Source organism: Bradyrhizobium sp. UNPA324 (genome assembly GCF_006658635.1).
In the GTDB taxonomy this organism is placed as follows: domain Bacteria; phylum Pseudomonadota; class Alphaproteobacteria; order Rhizobiales; family Xanthobacteraceae; genus Bradyrhizobium; species Bradyrhizobium nanningense.
The window spans coordinates 3,104,150-3,125,093 of sequence record NZ_LFJD01000004.1 but is presented as its reverse complement, the minus strand read 5'-3'; the positions used below and the strand labels follow the sequence as shown (position 1 = coordinate 3,125,093).

General features: G+C 65.1%; 16 protein-coding genes and 1 tRNA gene. 5 read left to right on the top strand and 12 right to left on the bottom strand.

Annotation, left to right across the window (positions count from 1 at the left end; translation table 11 throughout):
- Positions 1–97: 97 nt before the first annotated feature.
- The gene (locus tag UNPA324_RS15150) at positions 98–2,386 is read right to left on the bottom strand and encodes an arylsulfatase (RefSeq protein WP_128916222.1); all 2,289 of its coding nucleotides are present in this window, start codon (positions 2,384–2,386) and stop codon (positions 98–100) included.
- Between the two features lie 121 nt (positions 2,387–2,507).
- On the opposite strand from UNPA324_RS15150, the gene UNPA324_RS15145 reads away from it, so the two are divergent.
- On the top strand, positions 2,508–3,176 hold the full coding sequence (locus tag UNPA324_RS15145; RefSeq protein ID WP_128916221.1) for a TetR/AcrR family transcriptional regulator: 669 nt from the start codon (positions 2,508–2,510) through the stop codon (positions 3,174–3,176).
- A gap of 371 nt (positions 3,177–3,547) precedes the next feature.
- On the opposite strand, the gene UNPA324_RS15140 is transcribed toward UNPA324_RS15145, so the two are convergent.
- The 8 genes from UNPA324_RS15140 to UNPA324_RS15105 all read right to left on the bottom strand — a co-directional run bounded on the left by UNPA324_RS15140 (position 3,548) and on the right by UNPA324_RS15105 (position 11,003).
- Positions 3,548–3,910 carry a DUF1428 domain-containing protein gene (locus UNPA324_RS15140; protein WP_164935834.1) on the bottom strand — a complete coding sequence of 121 codons (363 nt, stop codon included), beginning with the start codon at positions 3,908–3,910 and terminating at the stop codon, positions 3,548–3,550.
- 170 nt (positions 3,911–4,080) lie between these two features.
- A tRNA-Gln gene (locus tag UNPA324_RS15135) sits at positions 4,081–4,154 on the bottom strand.
- Between the two features lie 145 nt (positions 4,155–4,299).
- Complete coding sequence (locus UNPA324_RS15130) at positions 4,300–5,271, bottom strand: Bug family tripartite tricarboxylate transporter substrate binding protein (RefSeq protein WP_181769403.1); 972 nt, start codon at positions 5,269–5,271, stop codon at positions 4,300–4,302.
- Positions 5,272–5,328: 57 nt separating this feature from the next.
- The gene (locus UNPA324_RS15125; RefSeq protein ID WP_246667298.1) at positions 5,329–6,459 is read right to left on the bottom strand and encodes an iron-containing alcohol dehydrogenase; all 1,131 of its coding nucleotides are present in this window, start codon (positions 6,457–6,459) and stop codon (positions 5,329–5,331) included.
- A 13-nt stretch (positions 6,460–6,472) separates the two neighbouring features.
- Positions 6,473–7,510, bottom strand: a complete 1,038-nt coding sequence (gene pdxA, locus UNPA324_RS15120; protein ID WP_128922366.1) for a 4-hydroxythreonine-4-phosphate dehydrogenase PdxA — start codon at positions 7,508–7,510, stop codon at positions 6,473–6,475.
- Entirely contained in the window at positions 7,507–8,613 is a 1,107-nt protein-coding gene (locus tag UNPA324_RS15115; RefSeq protein ID WP_141938882.1) for a four-carbon acid sugar kinase family protein, read from the bottom strand. The genes pdxA and UNPA324_RS15115 overlap by 4 nt, the downstream gene beginning before the upstream one ends.
- Before the next feature lie 2 nt (positions 8,614–8,615).
- Positions 8,616–10,055: an FAD-binding oxidoreductase gene (locus tag UNPA324_RS15110; RefSeq protein WP_128922367.1), complete on the bottom strand. Its 1,440-nt coding sequence runs from the start codon at positions 10,053–10,055 to the stop codon at positions 8,616–8,618.
- 27 nt (positions 10,056–10,082) lie between these two features.
- The gene (locus UNPA324_RS15105) at positions 10,083–11,003 is read right to left on the bottom strand and encodes a dihydrodipicolinate synthase family protein (RefSeq protein WP_181769402.1); all 921 of its coding nucleotides are present in this window, start codon (positions 11,001–11,003) and stop codon (positions 10,083–10,085) included.
- Between the two features lie 120 nt (positions 11,004–11,123).
- Between UNPA324_RS15105 and UNPA324_RS15100 the strand changes: the two genes are divergently transcribed.
- On the top strand, positions 11,124–11,957 hold the full coding sequence (locus UNPA324_RS15100) for an IclR family transcriptional regulator (RefSeq protein ID WP_141935021.1): 834 nt from the start codon (positions 11,124–11,126) through the stop codon (positions 11,955–11,957).
- Between the two features lie 16 nt (positions 11,958–11,973).
- Here UNPA324_RS15100 and rnz read toward each other — a convergent pair whose 3' ends face one another.
- Complete coding sequence (gene rnz / locus UNPA324_RS15095) at positions 11,974–12,876, bottom strand: ribonuclease Z (RefSeq protein ID WP_141938879.1); 903 nt, start codon at positions 12,874–12,876, stop codon at positions 11,974–11,976.
- Positions 12,877–13,243: 367 nt separating this feature from the next.
- Here rnz and UNPA324_RS15090 point away from each other — a divergent pair, with 367 nt between their 5' ends.
- Positions 13,244–14,746, top strand: coding sequence for an amidase (locus tag UNPA324_RS15090; RefSeq protein WP_502705455.1), 1,503 nt, complete (start codon positions 13,244–13,246; stop codon positions 14,744–14,746).
- Here the strand turns inward: UNPA324_RS15090 and UNPA324_RS15085 are convergent, their stop codons facing one another.
- A complete protein-coding gene (locus UNPA324_RS15085; protein ID WP_128922370.1) occupies positions 14,747–15,352 on the bottom strand; it encodes a TetR/AcrR family transcriptional regulator in 606 nt (201 codons plus the stop codon).
- Between the two features lie 199 nt (positions 15,353–15,551).
- On the opposite strand from UNPA324_RS15085, the gene UNPA324_RS15080 reads away from it, so the two are divergent.
- Both UNPA324_RS15080 and UNPA324_RS15075 read left to right on the top strand, forming a co-directional pair.
- Positions 15,552–16,793, top strand: coding sequence for an efflux RND transporter periplasmic adaptor subunit (locus tag UNPA324_RS15080; RefSeq protein WP_128922371.1), 1,242 nt, complete (start codon positions 15,552–15,554; stop codon positions 16,791–16,793).
- Between the two features lie 182 nt (positions 16,794–16,975).
- Positions 16,976–20,164 carry an efflux RND transporter permease subunit gene (locus UNPA324_RS15075; RefSeq protein WP_141935019.1) on the top strand — a complete coding sequence of 1,063 codons (3,189 nt, stop codon included), beginning with the start codon at positions 16,976–16,978 and terminating at the stop codon, positions 20,162–20,164.
- Here UNPA324_RS15075 and UNPA324_RS15070 read toward each other — a convergent pair.
- Complete coding sequence (locus tag UNPA324_RS15070) at positions 20,161–20,889, bottom strand: sulfite exporter TauE/SafE family protein (RefSeq protein WP_128922373.1); 729 nt, start codon at positions 20,887–20,889, stop codon at positions 20,161–20,163. The genes UNPA324_RS15075 and UNPA324_RS15070 overlap by 4 nt on opposite strands.
- Positions 20,890–20,944 lie beyond the last annotated feature (55 nt).

Genomic DNA, 20,944 nt, shown 5'->3' with positions numbered 1-20,944 from the left:
CGTAGCGAAACAATCCAGCAATCTTTCCGCAGAGGCAGTCTGGATTGCTTCGCTACGCTCGCAATGACGGCGCGGCTGCAACGACACCCCTTCCCTCTCACTGCCGCGCCATCTGCGCGTTGCCGACGGCTTCGCCGTCGAGCTTCTGGTCGTCATGCATGGCGACCGTGACGCGCAGCAGCCGCCCCTGGTACTCGAACGGCGCCTCGTAATGTGAGACGGGGCTGCCGCGGTCGCGGCCGATGTCGAGCCCGGACCACGAGATCAGCGTGTGAAATCCGAGCTGGGTCTTCAGCGAACCCGCCGGCTCACCGTCGATCAGGAGGGTGTATTCGCTGACGCCGGTGCGCGCGCCCTTGGCCGGCGGCTCCTTGCGCACGAGACGTTCGACGTGCACGCCGAGCCGCCGCGCGCCCGACGGCACCTTGCGGTCGGAGCGCACGATCTGGTGGCTGCCGCCGATGTTGAGATCGTGCACGAGATGGCCGTCCTTGACATAGAGGCTGTAGCCCGATGTCGCATCGCCGTGCGAGATCAGCACGCCGTCTGCGCCCTGCTCGTCGATCTCGACATACGCCTCAACCGTGTAGCTGCGGCTGCGCACGTCAGGCGCGACGTCGGTCGGGACGTGTCCCATGCCGGCGTGGAAGACGAAACGGTGGCGCGCACCGTGGAAGCGCGCGGCATTCTGCGCGAAGCGCGGCCCGAAACGGTCGTCGAGCGGCAGCACGTTGTGCTTCTCGGCCTCTTCCCACCACATCGCGATCATCCGGCCGAGGCGCTCCGGCTCGGTTGCCGCAAGGTCGTTGGTCTCGGAGAAATCCGCGTCCAGGTGAAACAGTTCCCATTTGTCGTTCTCGAACGGCGTGCCCGACGGATGAAAGGCGACCGCCTTCCAGCCCGCCTGCCAGAGACCGCGATGGCCGAACATCTCGAAATATTGCGGCGAGCTTCTTGACGGCGCGGACGCATCGATGATCGACCGCGCAAAGCTCTCGCCTTCGAGCGGCATTTGCGGGCAGCCCCCAATCGTGTTGGGAGGCTCGATGCCGATCAGCTCGAGCAGCGTCGGCGTGAGATCGCAGGCATGCACGAACTGGTGCCGGAGCTCGCCTTTGGCCGCGATCCGCTGCGGCCAGTTGATGACAAAGGGATCGCGGATGCCGCCGCCATGGGTGTTCTGCTTGTAACGCCGCAGCGGCGTGTTGGACGCCATCGCCCAACCATGCGGAAAATTGCTGTGGGTGTCGGGCCCGCCGATGTCGTCGATGCGGGCGAGCTTTTCGGCGATCGGCTCCGGTTTGAAATTGAACGGCCCCATCGCGTTGACGAAACCAAGCGGCCCACCCTCCTGGCTCGCGCCATTGTCGGACATCACGATGATCACAGTGTTGTCGCGGATGCCCGCGGTCTCCAGGAAGGCGACGAGACGCGCAAGATGGCGGTCGGAATGATCGAGCATGCCGGCGAAGGCCGCCTGCAGGCGCGTGAAGACGCGGCGTTCGTCGGCCGAATGCTCCTCCCAGGCCTTCACCCCATCGTTGCGCACGGGCATCCGCGTATTCTCGGGCACCAGGCCCATCGCTTTCTGACGCGCGAGACGCTGCTCCCGCTCGACGTCCCAGCCGTGGGCGAAGGCGGCGTCATAGTTTCTGATGATGTCGGCCGGCGCCTGGTGCGGCGCGTGGCAGGCCCCCAGCGCGACCCAGGTCAGCCAGGGAATTTCAGGACGATCGGCGAGATGATCGCCGATGAAGCGGATCGACTGGTCGATCAGGTCCTCGGTCAGATGATAGCCGTCGGCATAGGTGCCCGGCGGGTCGATATGCCTGTTGTCGGAGACGAGTTCCGGCGCGTACTGATCGGTCTCGGCGTCGAGGAAGCCGTAGAAGCGATCGAAGCCGCGCCCGAGCGGCCAGCCGTCGAACGGACCGGTGGCGCCGCTCTCGGTCAGCGGCGTGACGTGCCATTTGCCGACCATGTAGTTGCGATAGCCGTGCACGCGCAGCATCTCGGCCAGCGTGCCCGCCTCACGCGCGATCTTGCCGCGATAGCCGGGATAGCCGGAATCGAAATTGGCCAGGCACCCGACCCCGACCGAATGATGGTTGCGCCCGGTGAGCAGCGCGGCGCGCGTCGTCGAGCACATCGCCGTGGTGTGGAAACCGCTGTAGCGCAGGCCCTCTGCGGCCAGCCCGTCGATGGTCGGCGTCCTGATCGCCGAACCATAGCAGCCGAAATCGGAGAAGCCGACGTCGTCGAACAGCACGACAAGGATGTTCGGCGCGCCCGCGGGCGGCCGTGGCGGATCCGGCCACCAGGGCATCGATTCCGCAACTGTCTTGCCGACGCTGCCGCGGAACGGCGTGCCGCTGCCTGAACTCATCTGATCCTCCCTGCTGGACCCGGTGTTCGTTGTCTTGGTTCGTTGTCTTGGCGCCCGCGGTTGACCCGCGGCCCGCGACGCCCTAGATTATAATCCGAATTATGATTATTATTTTTGGTGGATGCAAGCACGGATGCGCCTACGGTCCGAACAGCCGGAACTTCGCGATTTCGACCTGCCGGGCGTCGCCCCTTCGCGGCAGAAGCGGAGCCGGGAAACGACGCTGGCGCTGCTGCGCGCCGGCGCCGCGATGCTAAGGACGCGCAGCCTTGCGGAGCTCTCGATCGAGGCGCTCTGCGCCGAAGTCGGAGCCACCGTCGGCGCCTTCTACAGCCGCTTCGAGAGCAAGGAGACCTATTTCAACGCCTTGATGGCGCTGGCCGCGCGTGATGGCGAGCAGCGGCTAAACGAGATCAGGCGACCGTCACCGGATGTAGGCCTCGACCAGCTCTGCCACACCATCGTCAGCGGCATCATCGCGTGGATTCGCAAGCACGAGGGCGTGTTGCGCGCCGCCCTTCAGCACGACGACACCCGTCCCGACAAATGGACGCCGTTCAAGGCCCTCGCTCGCGCCACCACCGAGCGCGCCACCCCGCTCCTGCTGCCAGCTATGGGCAAAGGCCGCAAGGCGGCAAAGACCCGCGCCATCGCCTTCGGCTTCCAGATCGTGCTGGGCACGCTGGTGAACGCGATCCTCAACGATCCCGGACCGCTGTCGCTCTCGTCGAAAGAGATGGAGACGCGACTCGCCGGTTGCCTGGCGCTGCTGCTGCAGGCCGAGCTATGACAGACCTTCCTCGCGCAAGATCTGTTTCGCCTCCTCGTCACCAAGCGCCGTCGCCTTCGTAGCCAGTAGATCGCGCGGTCAGTGTCTTTCGGCGCACCATTGAGACCTTCAAGACATGACGATCATCTCTCGAATGGCCGCCAGATGGCCGGCCTCCGCAACACGCTCTTTCAGGTCCAAGGCTCTGAAGTAGCGCTCGCCTCACGCGAACCGATCAGCCGACACCGAGATAGCCTTGATGTCGGACGTGGATCTGCGCGACTGCATGAGCTTGCAGCGCGCGCCTGGAGTACAGCGCGATGGTGCGGCACCCGGATTTCGCTTGCGCTCATCCGGGCTACGCGCCGCACCGTTGCTGTCGGCAGTCTCAGTTAGTTCGCGACGTCGCTCGCCCGCAGCAGCGTCGTGAAGCCGCCATAGATCATGCGTTTGCCGTCGAACGGCATGCCCTCCATCTTCAGCCGCGGGTCCGCCATCACCTTCTTGTTGACGGCATCGCGGGTCTCCCGGTCGCGGTACACGATCCAGGAGAACACCACGACCTCGTCCTCTCCAGCCATCACGGCGCGCGGAAACGAGGTCAGCTCGCCATAGGGAACGTCGTCGCCGATGCATTCGACATAATCGAGTGCGCCGTGCTGCATCCAGAGCGCGCAGGCGGTCGTCGCCAGCGTCTTGTAGGCCTCGAGCTTGTCCTTCGGCACGGCCAGAACGAAACCATCGACATAGGGCATCACGGATCTCCTTGGGTCGGATGGCCCAAGGACGTTGGAGCGCGCCGCGTTCCGACCGGGACTTGCGATTTCAGATGAGACAAACCGTCGCGATCGGCGATGCGGTCAATGAACCGAACGTCGCTACCTGGCGGCATACAAAGGAGCTGGAGCTGAAAAGGGCCTGAAGCTGGCTGGGGAACCTGGATTCGAACCAAGACAAACAGAGTCAGAGTCTGTTGTGCTACCGTTACACCATTCCCCAACGGAATAGCTGAACAAATTCAATAACTTGCTGACTTGTTCAACTGTCGCCGGAAGCGCGTTTGGCGCAAATCACGGCTCAGGCGTGGCAGGGTTCTACCCGCTCGGCTCTGGGCTGGCAAGCGCTCCGGTGGATGGATCACAGCCTAGTCCAGCTTGATGTTCGCGGCCCCGATCACCTTCTTCCAGCGCGCGGTCTCGGCGGCGATGTAGGCCGCGAACGGCTCGGAATCCACCGCGACCGCGGTGGCGCCGAGCTCGGCCAACTTCTGCACCGTCTCCGGCTGCTGCATGAAGGCGCGGATCTCGGCCGAGAGCTTTTCAACGATCGGCTTCGGCGTACCGGCGGGGACGAAGAAGCCGTGCCAGGCCACCGCCTCGAAGCCGGGCAGGAATTCGGCGACGGCCGGCGCTTGCGGATCGAAGTCGGCGCGCTTGGGCGTTGCGGTCGCGAGCAGCGCGAGCTGGCCGGTCTTCACCTGCGGCAGCAGCAGCGGCACGTTGTCGAAGGCGAGATCGATCTGCCCGCTCAGCAGATCCGTCAGCATCTGGCTCGAGCCCTTGTACGGCACGTGCATCATCTTGGTGCCGGTCATCTGCTGGAACAGCTCGCCGGCAAGATGCTGCGAGGTGCCGACACCGGCCGAACCGAACGAGACCTTGTCCGGATTCGCCTTCAGATAGGCGATCAGCTCCGGCACGGTGCGCGCCTTGATCTTGTTGGGATTGACGACGAGCACGTTGGGCACGACGCTGATTTGGGCGATCGGCACCAGGTCCTTGTCCGGCTGGTAGCTGAGCTTCGGCCCGTAGAGCGACGGGTTGATCGCAAGCGCGGACGTGCTGGCAAGGCCGAGCGTGATGCCATCAGGCGCCGATTTCGCCAGCCGGGTCACGCCGAGGATCGAGCCGGCACCGCCGACGTTCTCGACCACGAAGGGCTTGCCGAACTTCGTCTGCAAATGGTTCGAGACCATGCGCGCGAAGATGTCCGCCGTGCCGCCGGCCGCGAAGGGAACGATCACCGTCACCTGCTTGGACGGATAAACATCCTGCGCCTTCATTGGCGACGTCGTCAGCAGTACCGCCGACACAAGACCAAGCCACATCGATCTCATCGAAGTTTCCTCACCTTTCACTGTGTTGTTGATTGACTGCCGCGCGCGACAGGACTGTTAGAACGCGACCTCGTATATGTTCAGGATCGCATCCCGACCCAGATCGCGCGGATTATTGTCGAGCAGGCGGCGAATGGCGTGCGCCTCATCGGCCATCACGCCGAGATCATGTTGGGGCACGCCGAGCGCGGACAGCCGCATCTCGATGCCGAGGTTCTTGCAGAAGGCGTAGGTGGCGTCGAATGCGAGCTTCGGATCGTTGCGTTCCGGCAACCCAAGCGCAGCCAGCACCGCGACCGTCTTCGCCTCCACGGCCGGCATGTTGAAGGCCAGCGTATGCGGGAAGATCGCCGCGCAGGCCAGTCCATGCGCCACATGATGACGCGTGCCGAGGGGATAGGCCACCGCATGGCCGGCGGTCGTGTTCACCGGTCCCAGGCAATAGCCGCCGTAGAGCGAGGCCAGCGCCAGGCCGGCGCGCGCCTCGCGGTCGTCGCCGTCGGCGACGGCACGCTCGAGATAATGTCCGACCAGCCGCGCGCCTTCGAGCGCGTAGAGGTCGATCGCCGGATGCGCCTTGCGGCTGGTATAGGCCTCGACGCAATGCGCCAGCGCATCGACGCCGGTCGCCGCCGTGACCTCCTTCGGCACGGTCATCGTCAGGTCGGGATCGACGATGGCGATGTCGGCCAGCATGAAGCGGCTCTGCACCGCCTGCTTGTTCTGGCTGACGGGATCGGTGACGAGCGCACGGGTGCCGGCCTCGCTGCCGGTGCCGGACGTCGTCGGAACCTGCATCAGCGCAACGCTGCGGCCAGCCACCTTCTCGGGCCCGACGATGTCGGCAAAGGGCACGTCATTCGTGCACATCACCGCGACCAGCTTGGCGAGATCCATCGCGCTGCCGCCGCCGAAGCCGACCACGAGATCGGGCTTGACATCGCGCGCCATCGCCACCGCCTTCTCGAGATTGGGCAGGTCCGGCTCGGGCTTGACCTCGCCGAACACCTTGACGGCGCCCGGCAGCGCCAGCGTGTCGACGCGGCGCGCGTTGAACGGGTCGGAGATCACCAGCGGCCGCTTGGCGCCGATCCGCTCGGCAAAACGCGCTGCGGCAATGATGGTGCCGTTGCCGAACTCCAGGATGGTGGGCCGCTGGATTTCGATGGGCGTGAAGGCGTTGGTCATCATGCGTTCGATCTCATGATTTCGATGCGGAGGCGCCAGCGGCCAGCCGCTCGGCATAGTCGATGGCCTCGATCAGGCTGTGTTCGTTGGCGATGCCTTTGCCAGCGATGTCGAAAGCGGTGCCGTGATCGACGGAGGTACGGATGATCGGCAGGCCCAGCGTGATGTTGACCCCAGAGAGCTCCTGCCAGCGGCCGGTCGCGGGATCGACCTGGAAGCCGAGCAGCTTGACCGGAATGTGCCCCTGGTCGTGATACATCGCGACCGCTGCATCGTACTGGCCGGCGCGCAGCTTGACGAAGATGGTGTCGCCGGGGACGGGGCCGACGACATCGAGACCATCGGCGACCGCTTTCGCGATCGTCGGCGCGGAAACGTCGATATCCTGCCGGCCGAACAGGCCGCCCTCGCCGGCATGCGGATTGAGCGCGGCAATCGCGATCTTCGGCTTGGCGATGCCGAGCCGCAGCAACGCGTCGTTGGTGAGGTCGATCACCATGCGCAACCGTTCCGGCGTCAGACGCTTCGGCACGTCCTCCAGCGCCACATGGGTCGAGACGTGGCTGACACGCATGTTGCCATGGGCGAGCAGCATCACCGAGCCGCGCACGCCGGTGAGATGCGCCAGCATCTCGGTATGACCGGGGAAATGATAGCCTGCCTTGTTGAGCGCTTCCTTGTTGAGCGGCGCGGTGACGATCGCTGCGGTCCGGCCCGCCTGCGTCAGGCGCACGCCCTGCTCGATCGCCTTGTAGGCAAAGCGGCCGCCATCGGCGCTGAGCACGCCAGGCTTGATCGGATCGCCTTCGGCGTCGGCTTGCAGGTAGCAGAGGTTGGGCCAGTCACGCTCCGCCGTCGAGACTTGAGGGATTGCAATGTCGGTCCCGAGTACAGCCTTCGCGCCATCGAGCGCCGCGCCGCTGCCGATGATCAGCAGGCGCAGATCGCCTTTCGCGATCCGGTCCTTCAGCCCGACGCAGGCCTTGACGATGATCTCCGGCCCGATTCCCGCAGGATCGCCCATGGTGATGGCAAGATGACGAGAGGTCACGTCAGACTCCCCTTGCTGATTAAATGATTGTCTCGAAGTAGATCGCGCCATAGCTCGCTCGGGCCGAATGCGCCTGATTTCGAGATGACATCGACACCGGCCCAGCGGCCGCCTTGCAGGATCGAACGCGGTAGTCCCGGCACGATACGTCCTGTCACCTGAAGCGCCTGAGCGCCAAGGGCAACGCAGGCCGCTTTCAGGGTCTCTCCACCGGCCACGATCAGCGTGCCCGGCGGTTCGAGGGCCGCGATCAGCGCCGTCATCTCGCGCGCGATCCGGCGCGCCGCCTCGGCGCGCGACAGCCCGCCGGCAAGGGCAAATTTGACCAGCGCCACGCCCTCGTCGGTCAGCTTGCCTCGAACGCCCGCACCACCCTCGCCTTCAGTCAGCGCAATCGTAGCTTCGCCACACGCCGCGAGCTGGGCCGCGGTGGCAGTTTGATCGGAGCCGAACAGGCCCAGCACCGGCAGATTCAATCGGCTCGGCGCATCGGCACGATGACCGCGGGCCAGCGCACCGGCCAGGCCGCCGCTGCCACACCACAGCATGGGCCCGGGCATGCGCCGCGCCATGTCGACGACGCGATCGAGGTCGAGGTCGCTCTCGGCATCGAACACCTGAACACCGCCTTGCGAGAGCGTGTCAGGCGTGCCCTGTCGTGCCTCGATGCCGTCTTGGCTCAGTTGATCCAGCAAATTGTCGCCGACCCGATGCCAATCGCCATGCACCGTGCGCGCGAATTGCTGGCCACCGACGGTGCGACGCCCCTGATAATCGAACGCGGGCGCGACCACGCAGGAGGCCCAATGTCCGCTGCGCAGACAGGCGCCAAGCTCGGCTGCCCACGGGCCCCGAAGGAGGCTGTCGACTTTCTTGTAGGCGATCGTCCCGCCCTGAAGGTACGGCACCAGTCGCCCAACGATCTCGACGCTCTCGGCCTTCGACCGCTCACGGGTACCGCTATCGATTGCGAGGCTCCCGGACTCTCGCGGCGCAAACCCTTCCGACCAGATGACATCGAACGGTCCGCACAGGCCGACGAACTCCGCTGCGGTGTCGAGCGCACCAGTGAGATCGTCGGCCAACAGGCGGATGCTCGTCATCGTCATGCTGCTCCCGCGCCGAAGATCTTGCCCGGGTTCATCAAGCCGTTCGGATCGAACAGTCGCTTGATGTCGCGCATCAGCTCGATGTCGTTGGGATCGGTGACGCGGGCGAGCCGGCCACGATTAGTAATGCCGATGCCGTGCTCGGCACTGATCGCCCCGCCCTGCGCCGCGGTCTCGTCGTCGACAATCTCATTGATCTCGGTCACCAGAGCAGCCGTCGCGGCCGGGTCCTGGCAACGGGCGCGATCGATCAGTGCGATGACGTGGATGTTTCCGTCGCCAATATGGCCGTGCATCACCACGTTCGCATGCGGAACGGCGGCCTTGATGCGGGCTTCGACATTGGTGACGAAGACAGCCTGACGCTCCAGCGGTACCACGCTGTCATGCGACACGACATAGCCGCTGCGTTTGTTGCCTTCGGACACACTGTGCCTGACAGCCCAGATCGCCTTGGCCTGCGCGAGGTTGGACGCAAGGATTACATCCTCCGCAAGCCCGGCCTCCATCGCCTCCCCCAGCACCGTGGCGAGCGCCTCGTCGAGATCGACGCCCGCGAGCGTATCGGTGACTTCGACGATCAAATACCATGGCGTCGTCAGCTCGAAGGGAATGGTCACATGCGGCACGGTCTCTGCGATCGCCTCGATCTGCGAGCGCGACATGATTTCGAGGCTGCCGAGCCGGTCGCCGACCGTGCCGCGCAGGCGCTGCATGATCTCGAGCGCCTGCTCCACGCCCTGCAATTTCAGCAACGCCAGCGCCGAGCTGCGCGGCGGCGCGAACAGCTTCAGCACGGCCGCCGTGACGATGCCGAGCGTCCCCTCTGCCCCGATGAAGAGCTGCTTGAGCGCGTAGCCGGTGTTGTCCTTGCGCAATGCGCGCAGGCCGTTGAAGACGCGTCCGTCAGCCAGCACGACTTCCAGCCCGAGCACGAGATCGCGCGTCGGCCCGTAGCGCAGCACTGCCGTGCCGCCAGCATTTGTCGAGATGTTGCCGCCGATCTGGCAGGAGCCTTCTGCCCCAAGACTCAAGGGGAAATAACGGTCGGCGGCGCGGGCGGCATTCTGCACGTCGGCTAGAATGCAGCCGGCTTCCACCGTGATCGTGTCGGCGAGCGGACTGACGTCGCGCACGGCCCGCATCCGGTCGAGTCGGATCACGACATTGCCCGGACGATCGTCCGGCGTCGCTGCCCCGCACATGCCCGTGTTGCCGCCCTGCGGCACGATTGCAAGCTGCCTCGCGCCGCAGAATTTCACGACGGCAGCGACCTCCGCGGTCGAGCCCGGTTTCACCACCGCGGCCGCGCGACCTTGATAGCGCCCGCGCCAGTCCACCACATAGGACTCCTGGTCGGACCCGGGCGCGATGACGTGCTTGTCGCCGACGATCGCAGCAAGCCCGGCCAACGCATCCTGGAAAGAGTCGGACATCGGATCGCCCCGCCTTTCGCGCCGGGTCTAGGCGACGGCCGCGAATGCAGCGGCCGTCGCGAGCAGCTCCTTCGCCTGAGCTGACGGCAAGGACTCCAGCGGCGGCCGCAGACGCTGCCATCCGGCATGGCCGGTGCGCTCGGCCACCAGCGCCTTCAGCGACGCCATCTGCGGGAAGCGCGACACCAGCTCGCGCGCCTTCACGATGCGCGCCTGCGCCGCCTTCAGCGCCGCGTCGTCGTCACTGTCGCGATAATGCTTGTAGACATAGGCAAGGTCGCGCGCGACCAGATTGGAGGTCGCGGTGATGCAGCCCGCACCGCCCTTGCGCAGCAACGGCAGCAGCAAAGGATCAGCTCCGACCAAGACTGAAAAGCCCGGGAAGCGTTCGACCATGGCGGTCATGTTGGCGAAATCGCCGGAGGAATCCTTGATGCCGGTGAAGGTGGCCGGATAGGCCTTGCGCAGCCGCTCGATCAGCGCATGCGAGATCGGCTGCGCCGACATCTGCGGGATGTGATACAGCACGACCTTAAGCCTGGCATCGCCGATGCGCTGCACGACTTCACTATAGGATGCAAAGATGCCGTCGTCCGTGACACCCTTGTAGTAGAACGGCGGCAACATCACGACGGTATCGACGCCGACCGAGAGTGCATGACGCGTCAGCGCAATGGTCTCGGTGAGCGCGGCGACGCCCGTTCCGGGAAGAAGCCGCTGCGGCGCGATGCCCGTGGCCACCGCCGCTTCGAGCAGCGCCATGCGCTCAGCCGCGGAGAACGAGTTCGCCTCGCCTGTCGTTCCCAACAGCGCGATGCCGTCGCAGCCTTCATCCAGCAGATAGCGGCAGTGCGCGACGAAGCGCGCATGATCGGGCGCGAGCTCGGCGTCGAGCGGCGTCAGCGCCGCGGAAAACACGCCATGTGGATGGAGCGATGATTTCGACAAACTTCCTCCGATCGTCAAGGTATTGTTCGGAATGCGAACATTTGTTATTAGCTAGGCCTGTCGTAAAATCAGCTGGCAGCCACGTCAAGGGCGGTAGCTGCCGTGGCAAGGTATTCGAGCATGGCGAAGGTCGAAAAGAAGGCCACCAAGCGCAAATCGGAATCGCCCCCGAAAAATCCAAAGAACTACGTTGCTTCCGTCGGGAAGGCCTTTGCCGTGCTCCAGAGCTTCAGCAGCGAGGCTTTCGAGCTGACCCTGAGCGAGATTGCCGCAACTGCCGATCTCGATCGCGGGACGGCGTTCCGCCTGATCCAGACCCTGGTCGAGCTCGGCTATCTCCAGGCCGTTCCGCAAAGCCGCCGGTTCCGACTTGGCGTCGCTTGTCTCGACCTCGGTTACACCGTGCTCTCGCATGGATCGCTGCGGCCGATGGTCGAGCCGCTGCTGCGCGACCTCGTGCCGGATGTCGGCGACGCGGCCTCACTCGGCATCCTCGACGGCGGCGACGTCGTCTATCTTGCGCGGATCGGCGCGGGCCTTGATCGCCACAAGATGGACCGCCGGCCGGGCACGCGTATTCCCGCCTACAGCGCCGCACTCGGCCACGTCATGCTGGCGCATCTGGCGCAGGACGAGCAGATCGCGCGGCTGGAATCGCGCCCGCGCGTCAAACTGTCGGAGCGGACGCTGACCGATCTCGATGCCCTGCTCGCCCGGCTCGATCAGGTCAAGAAGAAAGGTCATGCCGTCTCCGACGGCGAGAACGCCTATGGCCTGCGCACGCTGGCAACACCGATCTTCGACGCGCAAGGTCACGTGATCGGAGGATTGAGCGTCACCGTCGATGCGATGCGCATGGACATGGCAGCCTTCCGTGATCAGGCGCTGCCGCGGCTGATGCAGGTGACGGCCCAAGTGCAGGATCTCGCGATCAAGTCGGGATTGACGAACTGAGCGCAGGTCGGCGCGACTAGATCACGATATGATCGAAATCGGCGGCGATCCCAGTGTTCGGAAATATCCTCGCCGCCTCGGCCAAAATCTCATCGTCCTCGTACCGTCCCGACATATGGGTCAGCACGAGTTGGCGGACGTTGTTCGCGGCCGCAAAGGCGGCCGCTTCGGCCGCGGTGAGATGGCCGTAATTCCGCGCGGTTGCGGCGTCGCGTTCGAGGAACGTCGCCTCGATTACCAGCATATCGGCGTCAGCGACGTAGTTGGACAGTCCGTCGGTGGTCTCGATGTCGCCGATCACCACGAGTTTCCTGCCGCCGCTGGGCGGGCCCAAAACCTCTTCCGGATCGACCGCCCGGTCGGCGATCACGACCGCTCGACCTGCGGCCAGTTCGCCGCGCACGGGACCATCAGGGACACCAAGCGCTTCAAGGCGCTCGGGTCGAAGGTGGCGACGTGCGGGGCTTTGGAACACGAAACCAAGACTATCGGTGTCGCGATGACGGACCGGAAAGCAGGCGATGGTGAAATCCCCCGCGTCGATGACCTGTCCTTCGGTCAGGGCTACGAACTCGACCGCGATCGGCGCCCCGCCCGCACCCCACAGGCCGGCGAGCATTCGGATGACGACGTCGAGTGTGCCCTGCCCGCCATGGACGGTCATCACCTCGGCGCTCTGCCGCAATCCCAGTGTTGAAAACAGACCGGGGATGCCGAGCACGTGGTCGAGATGAGCGTGCGTCAGCAGCACGCGGTCGAGCCGCCGAAAGCCCGCGCCGCTCCTCAAGAGCTGGCGTTGCGTGCCCTCCCCGCAATCGATCAGGATGCGCTTGCCCGCGGCCTCCACGAGGAGAGCCGGATGGTTGCGTTCCGCGGAGGGGACGCTTGCCGAAGTGCCGAGAAATGTCAGGGCGAACATGATCGTCGATGTCCAGCGACCGCCCCTCGCCGCGACGACACGGTGGACGGTCTCACCGCCCCCAATGCCACGCGAGCGGCAGCACGTACAGGCCCATCGAGCCGCTCGTGCGGTCGAGTTCGGTGACGCGTTTGACAGGTGGGGCAAAACAGCGGCACGCTGGCAGAATCGCCTTTCGTAAGTTCGTCTCCGCACCGAGGCCACCAGCCGTTCCGGACCAGGGCTGGTTCGGATCGCGAGGTCTCCAATCGGCAGCAGACCTGCTGCCCGTTGCGCGGTCTCCTCGTCACGTTTCAAACGTTGCATGATCCATGCATGGTCGGTTCGCGAATTGCAGCTTCGCGGCCGAGATGGAATGGAGGTCTTGATGCAGAGAGCCGCAGGCGCTGCTGACTTGGATTACGGCTCGATCAGCGCACTTCTCGGCGCCCTGCACGCGCGCAAGGTGTCAGCGTCGGAGTTGCTCGAACACACGATTGCGCGCATCGAGGCGCTGGATGGCAAGATCAACGCCATCATCGTTCGCGATTTCGATCGCGCGAGAGAGGCCGCGCGCAGTGCCGATGCCGCGCTTGGCCGCGGCGAACGGAAGCAGCTGCTCGGCATTCCCGTGACGATGAAAGAACCGTTCAATGTTGCCGGCCTGCCGACGACCTGGGGCTTTCCGCATTTCAGGGATTTCCAACCGACGGAGGATGCGCTCGTCGTCTCGCGTCTCAAGGCAGCGGGCGCCATTATCGTCGGCAAGACCAATATTCCGATCGGCCTCCGGGATTTCCAGAGCTACAACGAGATCTACGGAACCACCAACAACCCCTGGGATCTCGGCCGCTCGCCCGGTGGCTCCTCAGGCGGATCGGGAGCGGCGCTGGCCGCCGGCTTCGGTCCGCTCTCGATCGGCTCGGATATCGGCGGCTCGATCCGGGTGCCAGCGCATTTCTGCGGCGTGTTCGGACACAAGCCGAGCCTCGGCTTGGTCCCGCTGCGCGGATACAGCCTGCCGCCGGCACCGCCCGTCCCTGGCCAGGGCGATCTCGCTGTCGTCGGGCCGATGGCACGCACCGCCTCGGACCTCGCACTGTCACTCGACGTCATTGCCGGCCCCGACGAGTGGCGCGACGGGATCGGCTATCGCCTGGCGCTGCCCGCCCCGCGGCATGACCATCTCAAGGATTTCAGGATCCTCGTGATCGATACCCATCCGCTGATGCCGACGGGCGACGCCGTGCGTTCAGCCATTGGGCGATTGGCCGACCGGCTCGACAGATCGGGCGCACGGGTCGCCCGCTCAAGCACCTCGTTGCCCGATCTTGCGGAGTCCGCGCGGCTCTACATGAAGCTGCTCAACGCCGCACGAAGCCCGCGCCTGACGCCGGCCGCGCTCGCCGAGGCGCAAAGACTGGCCGCGGCCCTTTCGCCCGACGACCGCAGCCTTGAGGCCGAACGCGCCCGCGGCTGGGGCATGATCCATCGTGACTGGCTCGCGATCGATGCGGCGCGCCTGCAGCTGCAGCAGCGCTGGCAGCAGTTCTTCCGCGACTTCGATGCGGTGATCTATCCCGTCGCCGCCGTGCCGGCCTTTCCTCACGACCATTCCGAGCCGTTCGACGCGCGGCAGCTCGATATCGACGGCAAGCTCTACAACTACTCGGATGCGTGCTTCATCTGGGCCGACCCGGCTTCGACCTGCGGTCTGCCGGCAACCGCCGTTCCAATCGAACGAACGCCGACCGGCCTGCCCGTCGGCGTTCAGATCATCGGGCCGTATCTGGAGGACCGAACGACGATTGCGCTCGCCGGCCTGATCGAACGCGAGTTCGGCGGCTTTGTCCCGCCGCCGGGGCTGCCTGCAACGCGATCTGCGAGATAGCTACGTCTTGTCGACCGACTGCGCCTCGACCGCCTGTACGGCAACGGTCGCGACCTGCCGCAGCGCTTCGCGATCGGCGCCGGAGGACGCCATCACGCCCATGCCGACGGACACGGCCGAGACATAGCGCGCCAGCGCGGCAGGATCGGAGCTCTCCTTGAGATCGCCTTCTGCCTTGGCGCGGATGAAGCGGTCGCGGAGCTGGTCCTCGTTCTGGGCGCGGCGGGCGGCGAGCTCGAACGGGACATTCTCGGAGCCGCTGCCGCAGGCGATGCCGCCCTGCACGAGCAGGCAGCCGGGCGGATTGGCGGGATCGGTCTGCTTGTCGGCGATGCCCATCAGCATCCGCTCGGCGACGTCGCGGGCGGTCGGAGCCGCGACCACCTCGTCCATCCAGACGCCACGCAATTTGGTGTAGCGGTCGAGCGCGGCCTTCAGCAGACCTTCCTTGTTGCCGAAACAGGCGTAGAGACTCGGGGGATTGATGCCCATGGCCTCGGTCAGCTGCGCGATGGTGGCGCCTTCGTAGCCATGGCGCCAAAACACTTCCATCGCCTGGTCCAACGCCGTTTCGGCGTCGAATTCGCGGGGGCGTCCCATGCGCATGTGCCTGTCTCCTCGGAATCGGCTAACCTTCTCAGGCTAACGCTTGCTCCTATCTATTTGTTCTAACTTTCTTTTTCTTGTGTCTTCCAATTGTCGCGGTATCGGCGTACATTTTTCTTAGCGATTGGTACATAAGTATCTTGCGCTGCGGTATCCAGCTCCACATCTGTAGTGAACACTACATATCTGGAGCGCGCAAATGCACCCCTCCCAAGAAACGTCTTCGGCTGGCCGTTTTCGCCGTCTTCTCGGCGGCGTCGCCATCGTCGGCGCCCTCGCCGCCGCCGGCTCGATCGCGACCGGCCACTACTTCCACGCCGCCCAGGCGACGGCAACGGCCGCCGCGGCTGAACAGGCCGTCCCCGTCACGGTCGCGCTGATCGAACCCAAGCAGACCGTGCTGTGGGACGATTTCTCCGGCCGGCTCGAAGCCATCCAGCGCGTCGAGCTGCGCCCGCGCGTGGCCGGTGCGATTCTGTCGACCAACTTCACCGAAGGCGCGCTGGTGAAGGCCGGCGAGGTCCTGTTCAAGATCGACCCGGCGCCTTACGCGGTCGAGGTCGACAAGGCCAACGCCCAGCTCGAGGCGGCGAAGGCGCGCGTGGTGTTCACCACCAGCGAGGTCGAACGCGGCGCGCAGCTCGTCGGCAATGCCGTGGTGACACGGCGCGATTTCGATCAGCGCGAGAATGCCAACCGCGAAGCGATCGCCAATGTGAAGGCGGCCGAGGCAACGCTCCAGACCGCAAAGCTCAATCTCGATTACACCGAGGTCCGCGCGCCCGTGGACGGCCGCGTCGGCAAGATCGAGGTCACCGTCGGCAATCTTGTCGCCGCCGGCACTGCCTCCCCGGTGCTGACCTCGCTGGTCTCGGTCAATCCGATCTACGCCTCGTTCGATGCGGATGAGGAGGTCGTGCTGCGCGCGCTGAACTCGATCGCGGATGCCACGGGCCAGCGCGGCAAGCTCGACCAGATTCCGGTGGAGATGACGACCTCGGGCGGCCTTTCCGCCAAGGGCCACATCCAGCTGATCGACAACCAGGTCAACGGCCAGAGCGGCACCATCCGTGTCCGCGCGGTGTTCAAGAACGAGGATGGCCGCCTCATCCCCGGCCAGTTCGCCCGCGTGCGCATGGGCCAGCCGAAGCAGCAGACGCTGGTGATGATCGACGAGCGCGCGATCGGCACCGACCAGGACAAGAAATTCGTGATGGCGGTCGGCGACGACAGCCGCGCGGTGTACCGACCGATCACGCTCGGCGGCGCCGTGGATGGATTGCGCGTCGTGACCGCGGGCCTGAAGCCCGGCGACCGCATCGTCGTCAACGGCCTGCAGCGTGTGCGTCCGGGCGCCCTCCTCAAGACGGAGATCGCGGCGATGGGCGCGCGGGGGCAACAGGCTTCGAACCACAGCAACCAGGACGTGGTGCAACGCTAGTTCTCTGTCATTCCGGGGGCGCCTAGCGCGAACTACGGTGCGCAACTGCGCACCTGAGGATCTCGAAGTAACAGAACTCCGAACGTTTCACCTCCGGATTCCGGGTTCGCGCGCAATGCGCGCGCCCCGGAATGACGGGGGAGTTGCCGGAGACACGAACGATATTGCCCAGGGGCAAGACCATGAATCTCTCAAAGTTCTTCATCGATCGTCCGATTTTCGCCGGCGTGCTGTCGGTCCTGATTTTCCTCGCAGGGCTGATCTCGCTGTTCGCGATGCCAATCTCGGAATACCCCGATGTCGTGCCGCCCTCCGTCGTCGTGCGTGCGACCTATCCCGGCGCCAATCCCAAGGTGATCGCGGAGACGGTGGCAACGCCGATCGAGGAGCAGATCAACGGCGTCGAGAACATGCTGTACATGTCGAGCCAGGCGACCACCGACGGCGCAATGACGCTGACGGTGACGTTCCGCCTCGGCACCGACCCTGATAAGGCGACGCAGCTGGTGCAGAACCGCGTGCAGCAGGCCGAACCGCGCCTGCCGGCGGTGGTGCGCCAGCTCGGCATCATCACCAAGAAGTCCTCGCCCGACCTCACCATGGTGGTGCATCTGCTGTCGCCGAACGGCCGCTACGATATGACGTATTTGCGCAACTATGCGGTGCTCAACGTCAAGGACCGGCTCGCCCGGATCGACGGCGTCGGTGACGTCCAGCTCTATGGTGCCGGCGACTATTCGATGCGGGTCTGGGTCGATCCGCAGAAGACCGCCGAGCATGGGCTGACCGCAAGCGATATCGTCAAGGCGATCCAGGCCCAGAACGTCGAGGCCGCCGCCGGCGTGGTCGGCTCCTCGCCCAACGTGAAGGGCATCGACCTGCAGCTCTCGGTCAATGCCGAGGGACGCCTTGCCAACGAGGACCAGTTCGGCGACATCGTGGTGAAGACCGGCGCCCGTGGCGAAGTCGTTCGCCTGCGGGACCTCGCGCGTATCGAGCTCGGCGCCTCCGAATACGGCCTGCGCTCGCTGCTCGACAACAAGCAGGCGGTGGCGATCCCGATCTTCCAGGCGCCCGGCTCCAACGCGCTTCAGATCTCCGACAATGTTCGTGCCACCATGGCCGAGATCAAGAAGAACATGCCCGAGGGCGTGTCCTACCAGATCGTCTACGACCCCACGCAGTTCGTGCGCTCCTCGATCGAGGCGGTGATCCATACGCTGCTCGAAGCGATCGCACTGGTGGTGCTGGTCGTGATCCTGTTCTTGCAGACCTGGCGCGCCTCGATCATCCCGCTGCTGGCAGTGCCGGTGTCGATCGTCGGCACCTTTGCCGTGATGCACGTGTTCGGCTTCTCCATCAACGCGCTCAGCCTGTTCGGCCTGGTGCTCGCGATCGGCATCGTCGTCGACGACGCCATCGTCGTGGTCGAGAACGTCGAGCGCAACATCGAGGCCGGGCTGTCGCCGCGCGATGCCACCTATCAGGCGATGCGCGAGGTGTCGGGACCGATCATCGCGATCGCCATGGTGCTGATCGCGGTGTTCGTGCCGCTCGCCTTTATCTCCGGCCTCACCGGGCAGTTCTACAAGCAGTTCGCGCTGACGATCGCGATCTCGACCGTGATCTCCGCCGTCAATTCGCTGACGCTGTCGCCAGCGCTATCGGCCCTGCTGCTCAAGGGACATGACGAACCGAAGGACAAGCTGACGCTGATCATGGAGAAGGGTCTCGGCTGGTTCTTCCGCCGCTTCAATCGGGCGTTCACCTATTCGTCTGGAAGTTACAGCGGCACCGTTACCAAGGTGATCTCGGGCAAGGCCGCCGTGATGGGCCTCTATGTTGTGCTGGTCGGCCTCACCGCTCTGTTGTTCCAACAGGTGCCGAGCGGTTTCGTGCCCGGTCAGGACAAGCAATATCTGGTCGGCTTCGCGCGCCTGCCCGACGGCGCGACCCTCGACCGCACCGAAGAGGTGATCCGCAAGATGAGCGACATCGCGCTGACCCAGCCCGGTGTCGAGAGTTCGGTGGCCTTCCCCGGCCTGTCGATCTCCGGCTTTACCAATTCGTCCAATGCCGGCATCGTGTTCTCGACGCTGAAACCGTTCGACGAGCGGAAGGATCCCTCGCTGAGCGGAAATGCAATTGCGGCCGAGCTCAACAAGAAATATGCCGGCATCCAGGAAGCCTTCATCGCCATGTTCCCGCCGCCGCCGGTCAACGGCCTCGGCACCATCGGCGGCTTCAAGCTGCAGATCGAGGACCGCGCCGGTCTCGGCTATGACGCACTGAACGAGGCGACCAAGGCGTTCATGGCGGCGATGCAGAAGGCGCCGGAGATCGCCGGCGTGTTCTCGAGCTTCCAGGTCAACGTGCCCCAGCTGTTCGCCGACATCGACCGCACCAAGGCGCTGCAGCTCGGCGTGCCCGTCACCGAAGTCTTCAACACGCTGCAGATCTATCTCGGCTCCTACTACGTCAACGACTTCAACAAGTTCGGCCGTACCTATTCCGTCCGCGTCCAGGCCGACGCGCCGTTCCGCGCACGTGCCGACGACATCAGGCAACTGAAGGTGCGCTCGTCGTCGGGCGACATGGTGCCGTTGTCGGCGCTGCTCAAGATTCGCCAGAGCGCGGGGCCGGAGCGCGCGATCCGCTACAACGGATTCCTGTCATCCGACATCAACGCGGCGGCCGCGCCCGGCTTCTCCTCGGGCCAGGCGCAGGAGGCGGCGACGCGGATCGCGGCCGAGGTGCTGCCGCCCGGCTTTGCCTTCGAATGGACCGACCTGACCTATCAGGAATTCATCGCCGGCAATTCCGGCATCTGGGTGTTCCCGCTGGCGATCCTGCTGGTCTTCCTGGTGCTGGCAGCGCTTTACGAGAGCCTGACACTGCCGCTCTCGATCATCATGATCGTGCCGATGGGCCTCTTGGCCGCGATGTTCGGCGTCTGGATCTCCAAGGGCGACAACAACGTCTTCACCCAGATCGGACTGATCGTTCTCGTGGGGCTCTCGGCCAAGAACGCGATCCTGATCGTCGAATTCGCGCGCGAGCTCGAATTCGCCGGGCGGACGCCAATCCGGGCTGCGATCGAGGCGAGCCGCTTGCGGCTTCGCCCGATCCTGATGACGTCGATGGCCTTCATCATGGGCGTGCTGCCGCTGGTGCTCTCGACCGGCGCGGGCTCGGAGATGCGGCGCGCCATGGGCGTTGCCGTGTTCTCCGGCATGATCGGCGTCACCGTGTTCGGCCTGTTCCTGACGCCGGTGTTCTATGTGTTGCTGCGGACCGTCACCGGCATGAAGCCGCTGACGCATCACGGCAGCGACACCAGCGCGGCGCCAGTCCAGACCGTGAGCCACTAGACCAGGGAAATCCCTGAGAGCAGCAACAACACGAGCACGGTCTTGCGAAAGACCGTCTCGTTGACGCGGTGGAAGGCGATCACACCGAGCGCCGAACCGGTGAACAACGCCGGCAGGCTGATTGCGAGATCGACGAAGACCTTGGACGACAGGTCCTGATGTCCGACCAGCAGCGTGATGGCGAAGAGCTGCATGGCGGCGATGAACGGCTGCACAAGGCCGCGTTGCTCGCTTTTGGGCATGCCGCGCATGTCGCACCAGATCGTGGGAACGGCGCCCGGCATTGCCGTCAAACCGCCGACGAGCCCGCCTCCGAACCCGATCAGCGCGACCCAATGCCGGCCGACGGCCTCGCCCGCCGTGACCAGCGTCGGCCGCAGCAGCATGTAGGCCGCATAGAGCGCGACGACGATGCCGAAGCCGCGACGGAGCAGATGCGTGTCGATGCTTTGCAGCAGCGATACCGCGATCGGAACGCCGATCAATCCGCCGACGATCAGCAGCAGACTGCCCTCCCAGCGGATGTTGCGCCGGAGCGCCCACAGATTGGTCGCCTGCACGCCGATGCTGCACGCCATCATCAGCGGCACGGCCTCAAGCGGCTGAAACACGCGCAGCAGGACAGCGCCGGCGACGGCCGAAAACGCGAAACCGGAGAGCCCCGAAACGAAGGCCCCGGCGAATACGGCAACGCTCAGCAGAATCAGAGTCGTGACATCAGGCACGGACCGTCCTCCGGTCAATCGGTAGGAATCTGCGGAGCGTCGGCATCCAGGCCCT

Coding starts and splice junctions, on each gene's coding strand:
- UNPA324_RS15110 (WP_128922367.1), bottom strand. CDS start 10,055: ATGTCCGACTCTTTCCAGGATGCGTTGGCCGGGCTTGCTGCGATCGTC.
- UNPA324_RS15115 (WP_141938882.1), bottom strand. CDS start 8,613: ATGACGAGCATCCGCCTGTTGGCCGACGATCTCACTGGTGCGCTCGAC.
- UNPA324_RS15125 (WP_246667298.1), bottom strand. CDS start 6,459: ATGACCAACGCCTTCACGCCCATCGAAATCCAGCGGCCCACCATCCTG.
- UNPA324_RS15075 (WP_141935019.1), top strand. CDS start 16,976: ATGAATCTCTCAAAGTTCTTCATCGATCGTCCGATTTTCGCCGGCGTG.
- rnz (WP_141938879.1), bottom strand. CDS start 12,876: ATGTTCGCCCTGACATTTCTCGGCACTTCGGCAAGCGTCCCCTCCGCG.
- UNPA324_RS15145 (WP_128916221.1), top strand. CDS start 2,508: ATGCAAGCACGGATGCGCCTACGGTCCGAACAGCCGGAACTTCGCGAT.
- UNPA324_RS15085 (WP_128922370.1), bottom strand. CDS start 15,352: ATGCGCATGGGACGCCCCCGCGAATTCGACGCCGAAACGGCGTTGGAC.
- UNPA324_RS15100 (WP_141935021.1), top strand. CDS start 11,124: ATGGCGAAGGTCGAAAAGAAGGCCACCAAGCGCAAATCGGAATCGCCC.
- UNPA324_RS15150 (WP_128916222.1), bottom strand. CDS start 2,386: ATGAGTTCAGGCAGCGGCACGCCGTTCCGCGGCAGCGTCGGCAAGACA.
- UNPA324_RS15130 (WP_181769403.1), bottom strand. CDS start 5,271: ATGAGATCGATGTGGCTTGGTCTTGTGTCGGCGGTACTGCTGACGACG.
- UNPA324_RS15140 (WP_164935834.1), bottom strand. CDS start 3,910: ATGCCCTATGTCGATGGTTTCGTTCTGGCCGTGCCGAAGGACAAGCTC.
- UNPA324_RS15090 (WP_502705455.1), top strand. CDS start 13,244: ATGCAGAGAGCCGCAGGCGCTGCTGACTTGGATTACGGCTCGATCAGC.
- UNPA324_RS15080 (WP_128922371.1), top strand. CDS start 15,552: ATGCACCCCTCCCAAGAAACGTCTTCGGCTGGCCGTTTTCGCCGTCTT.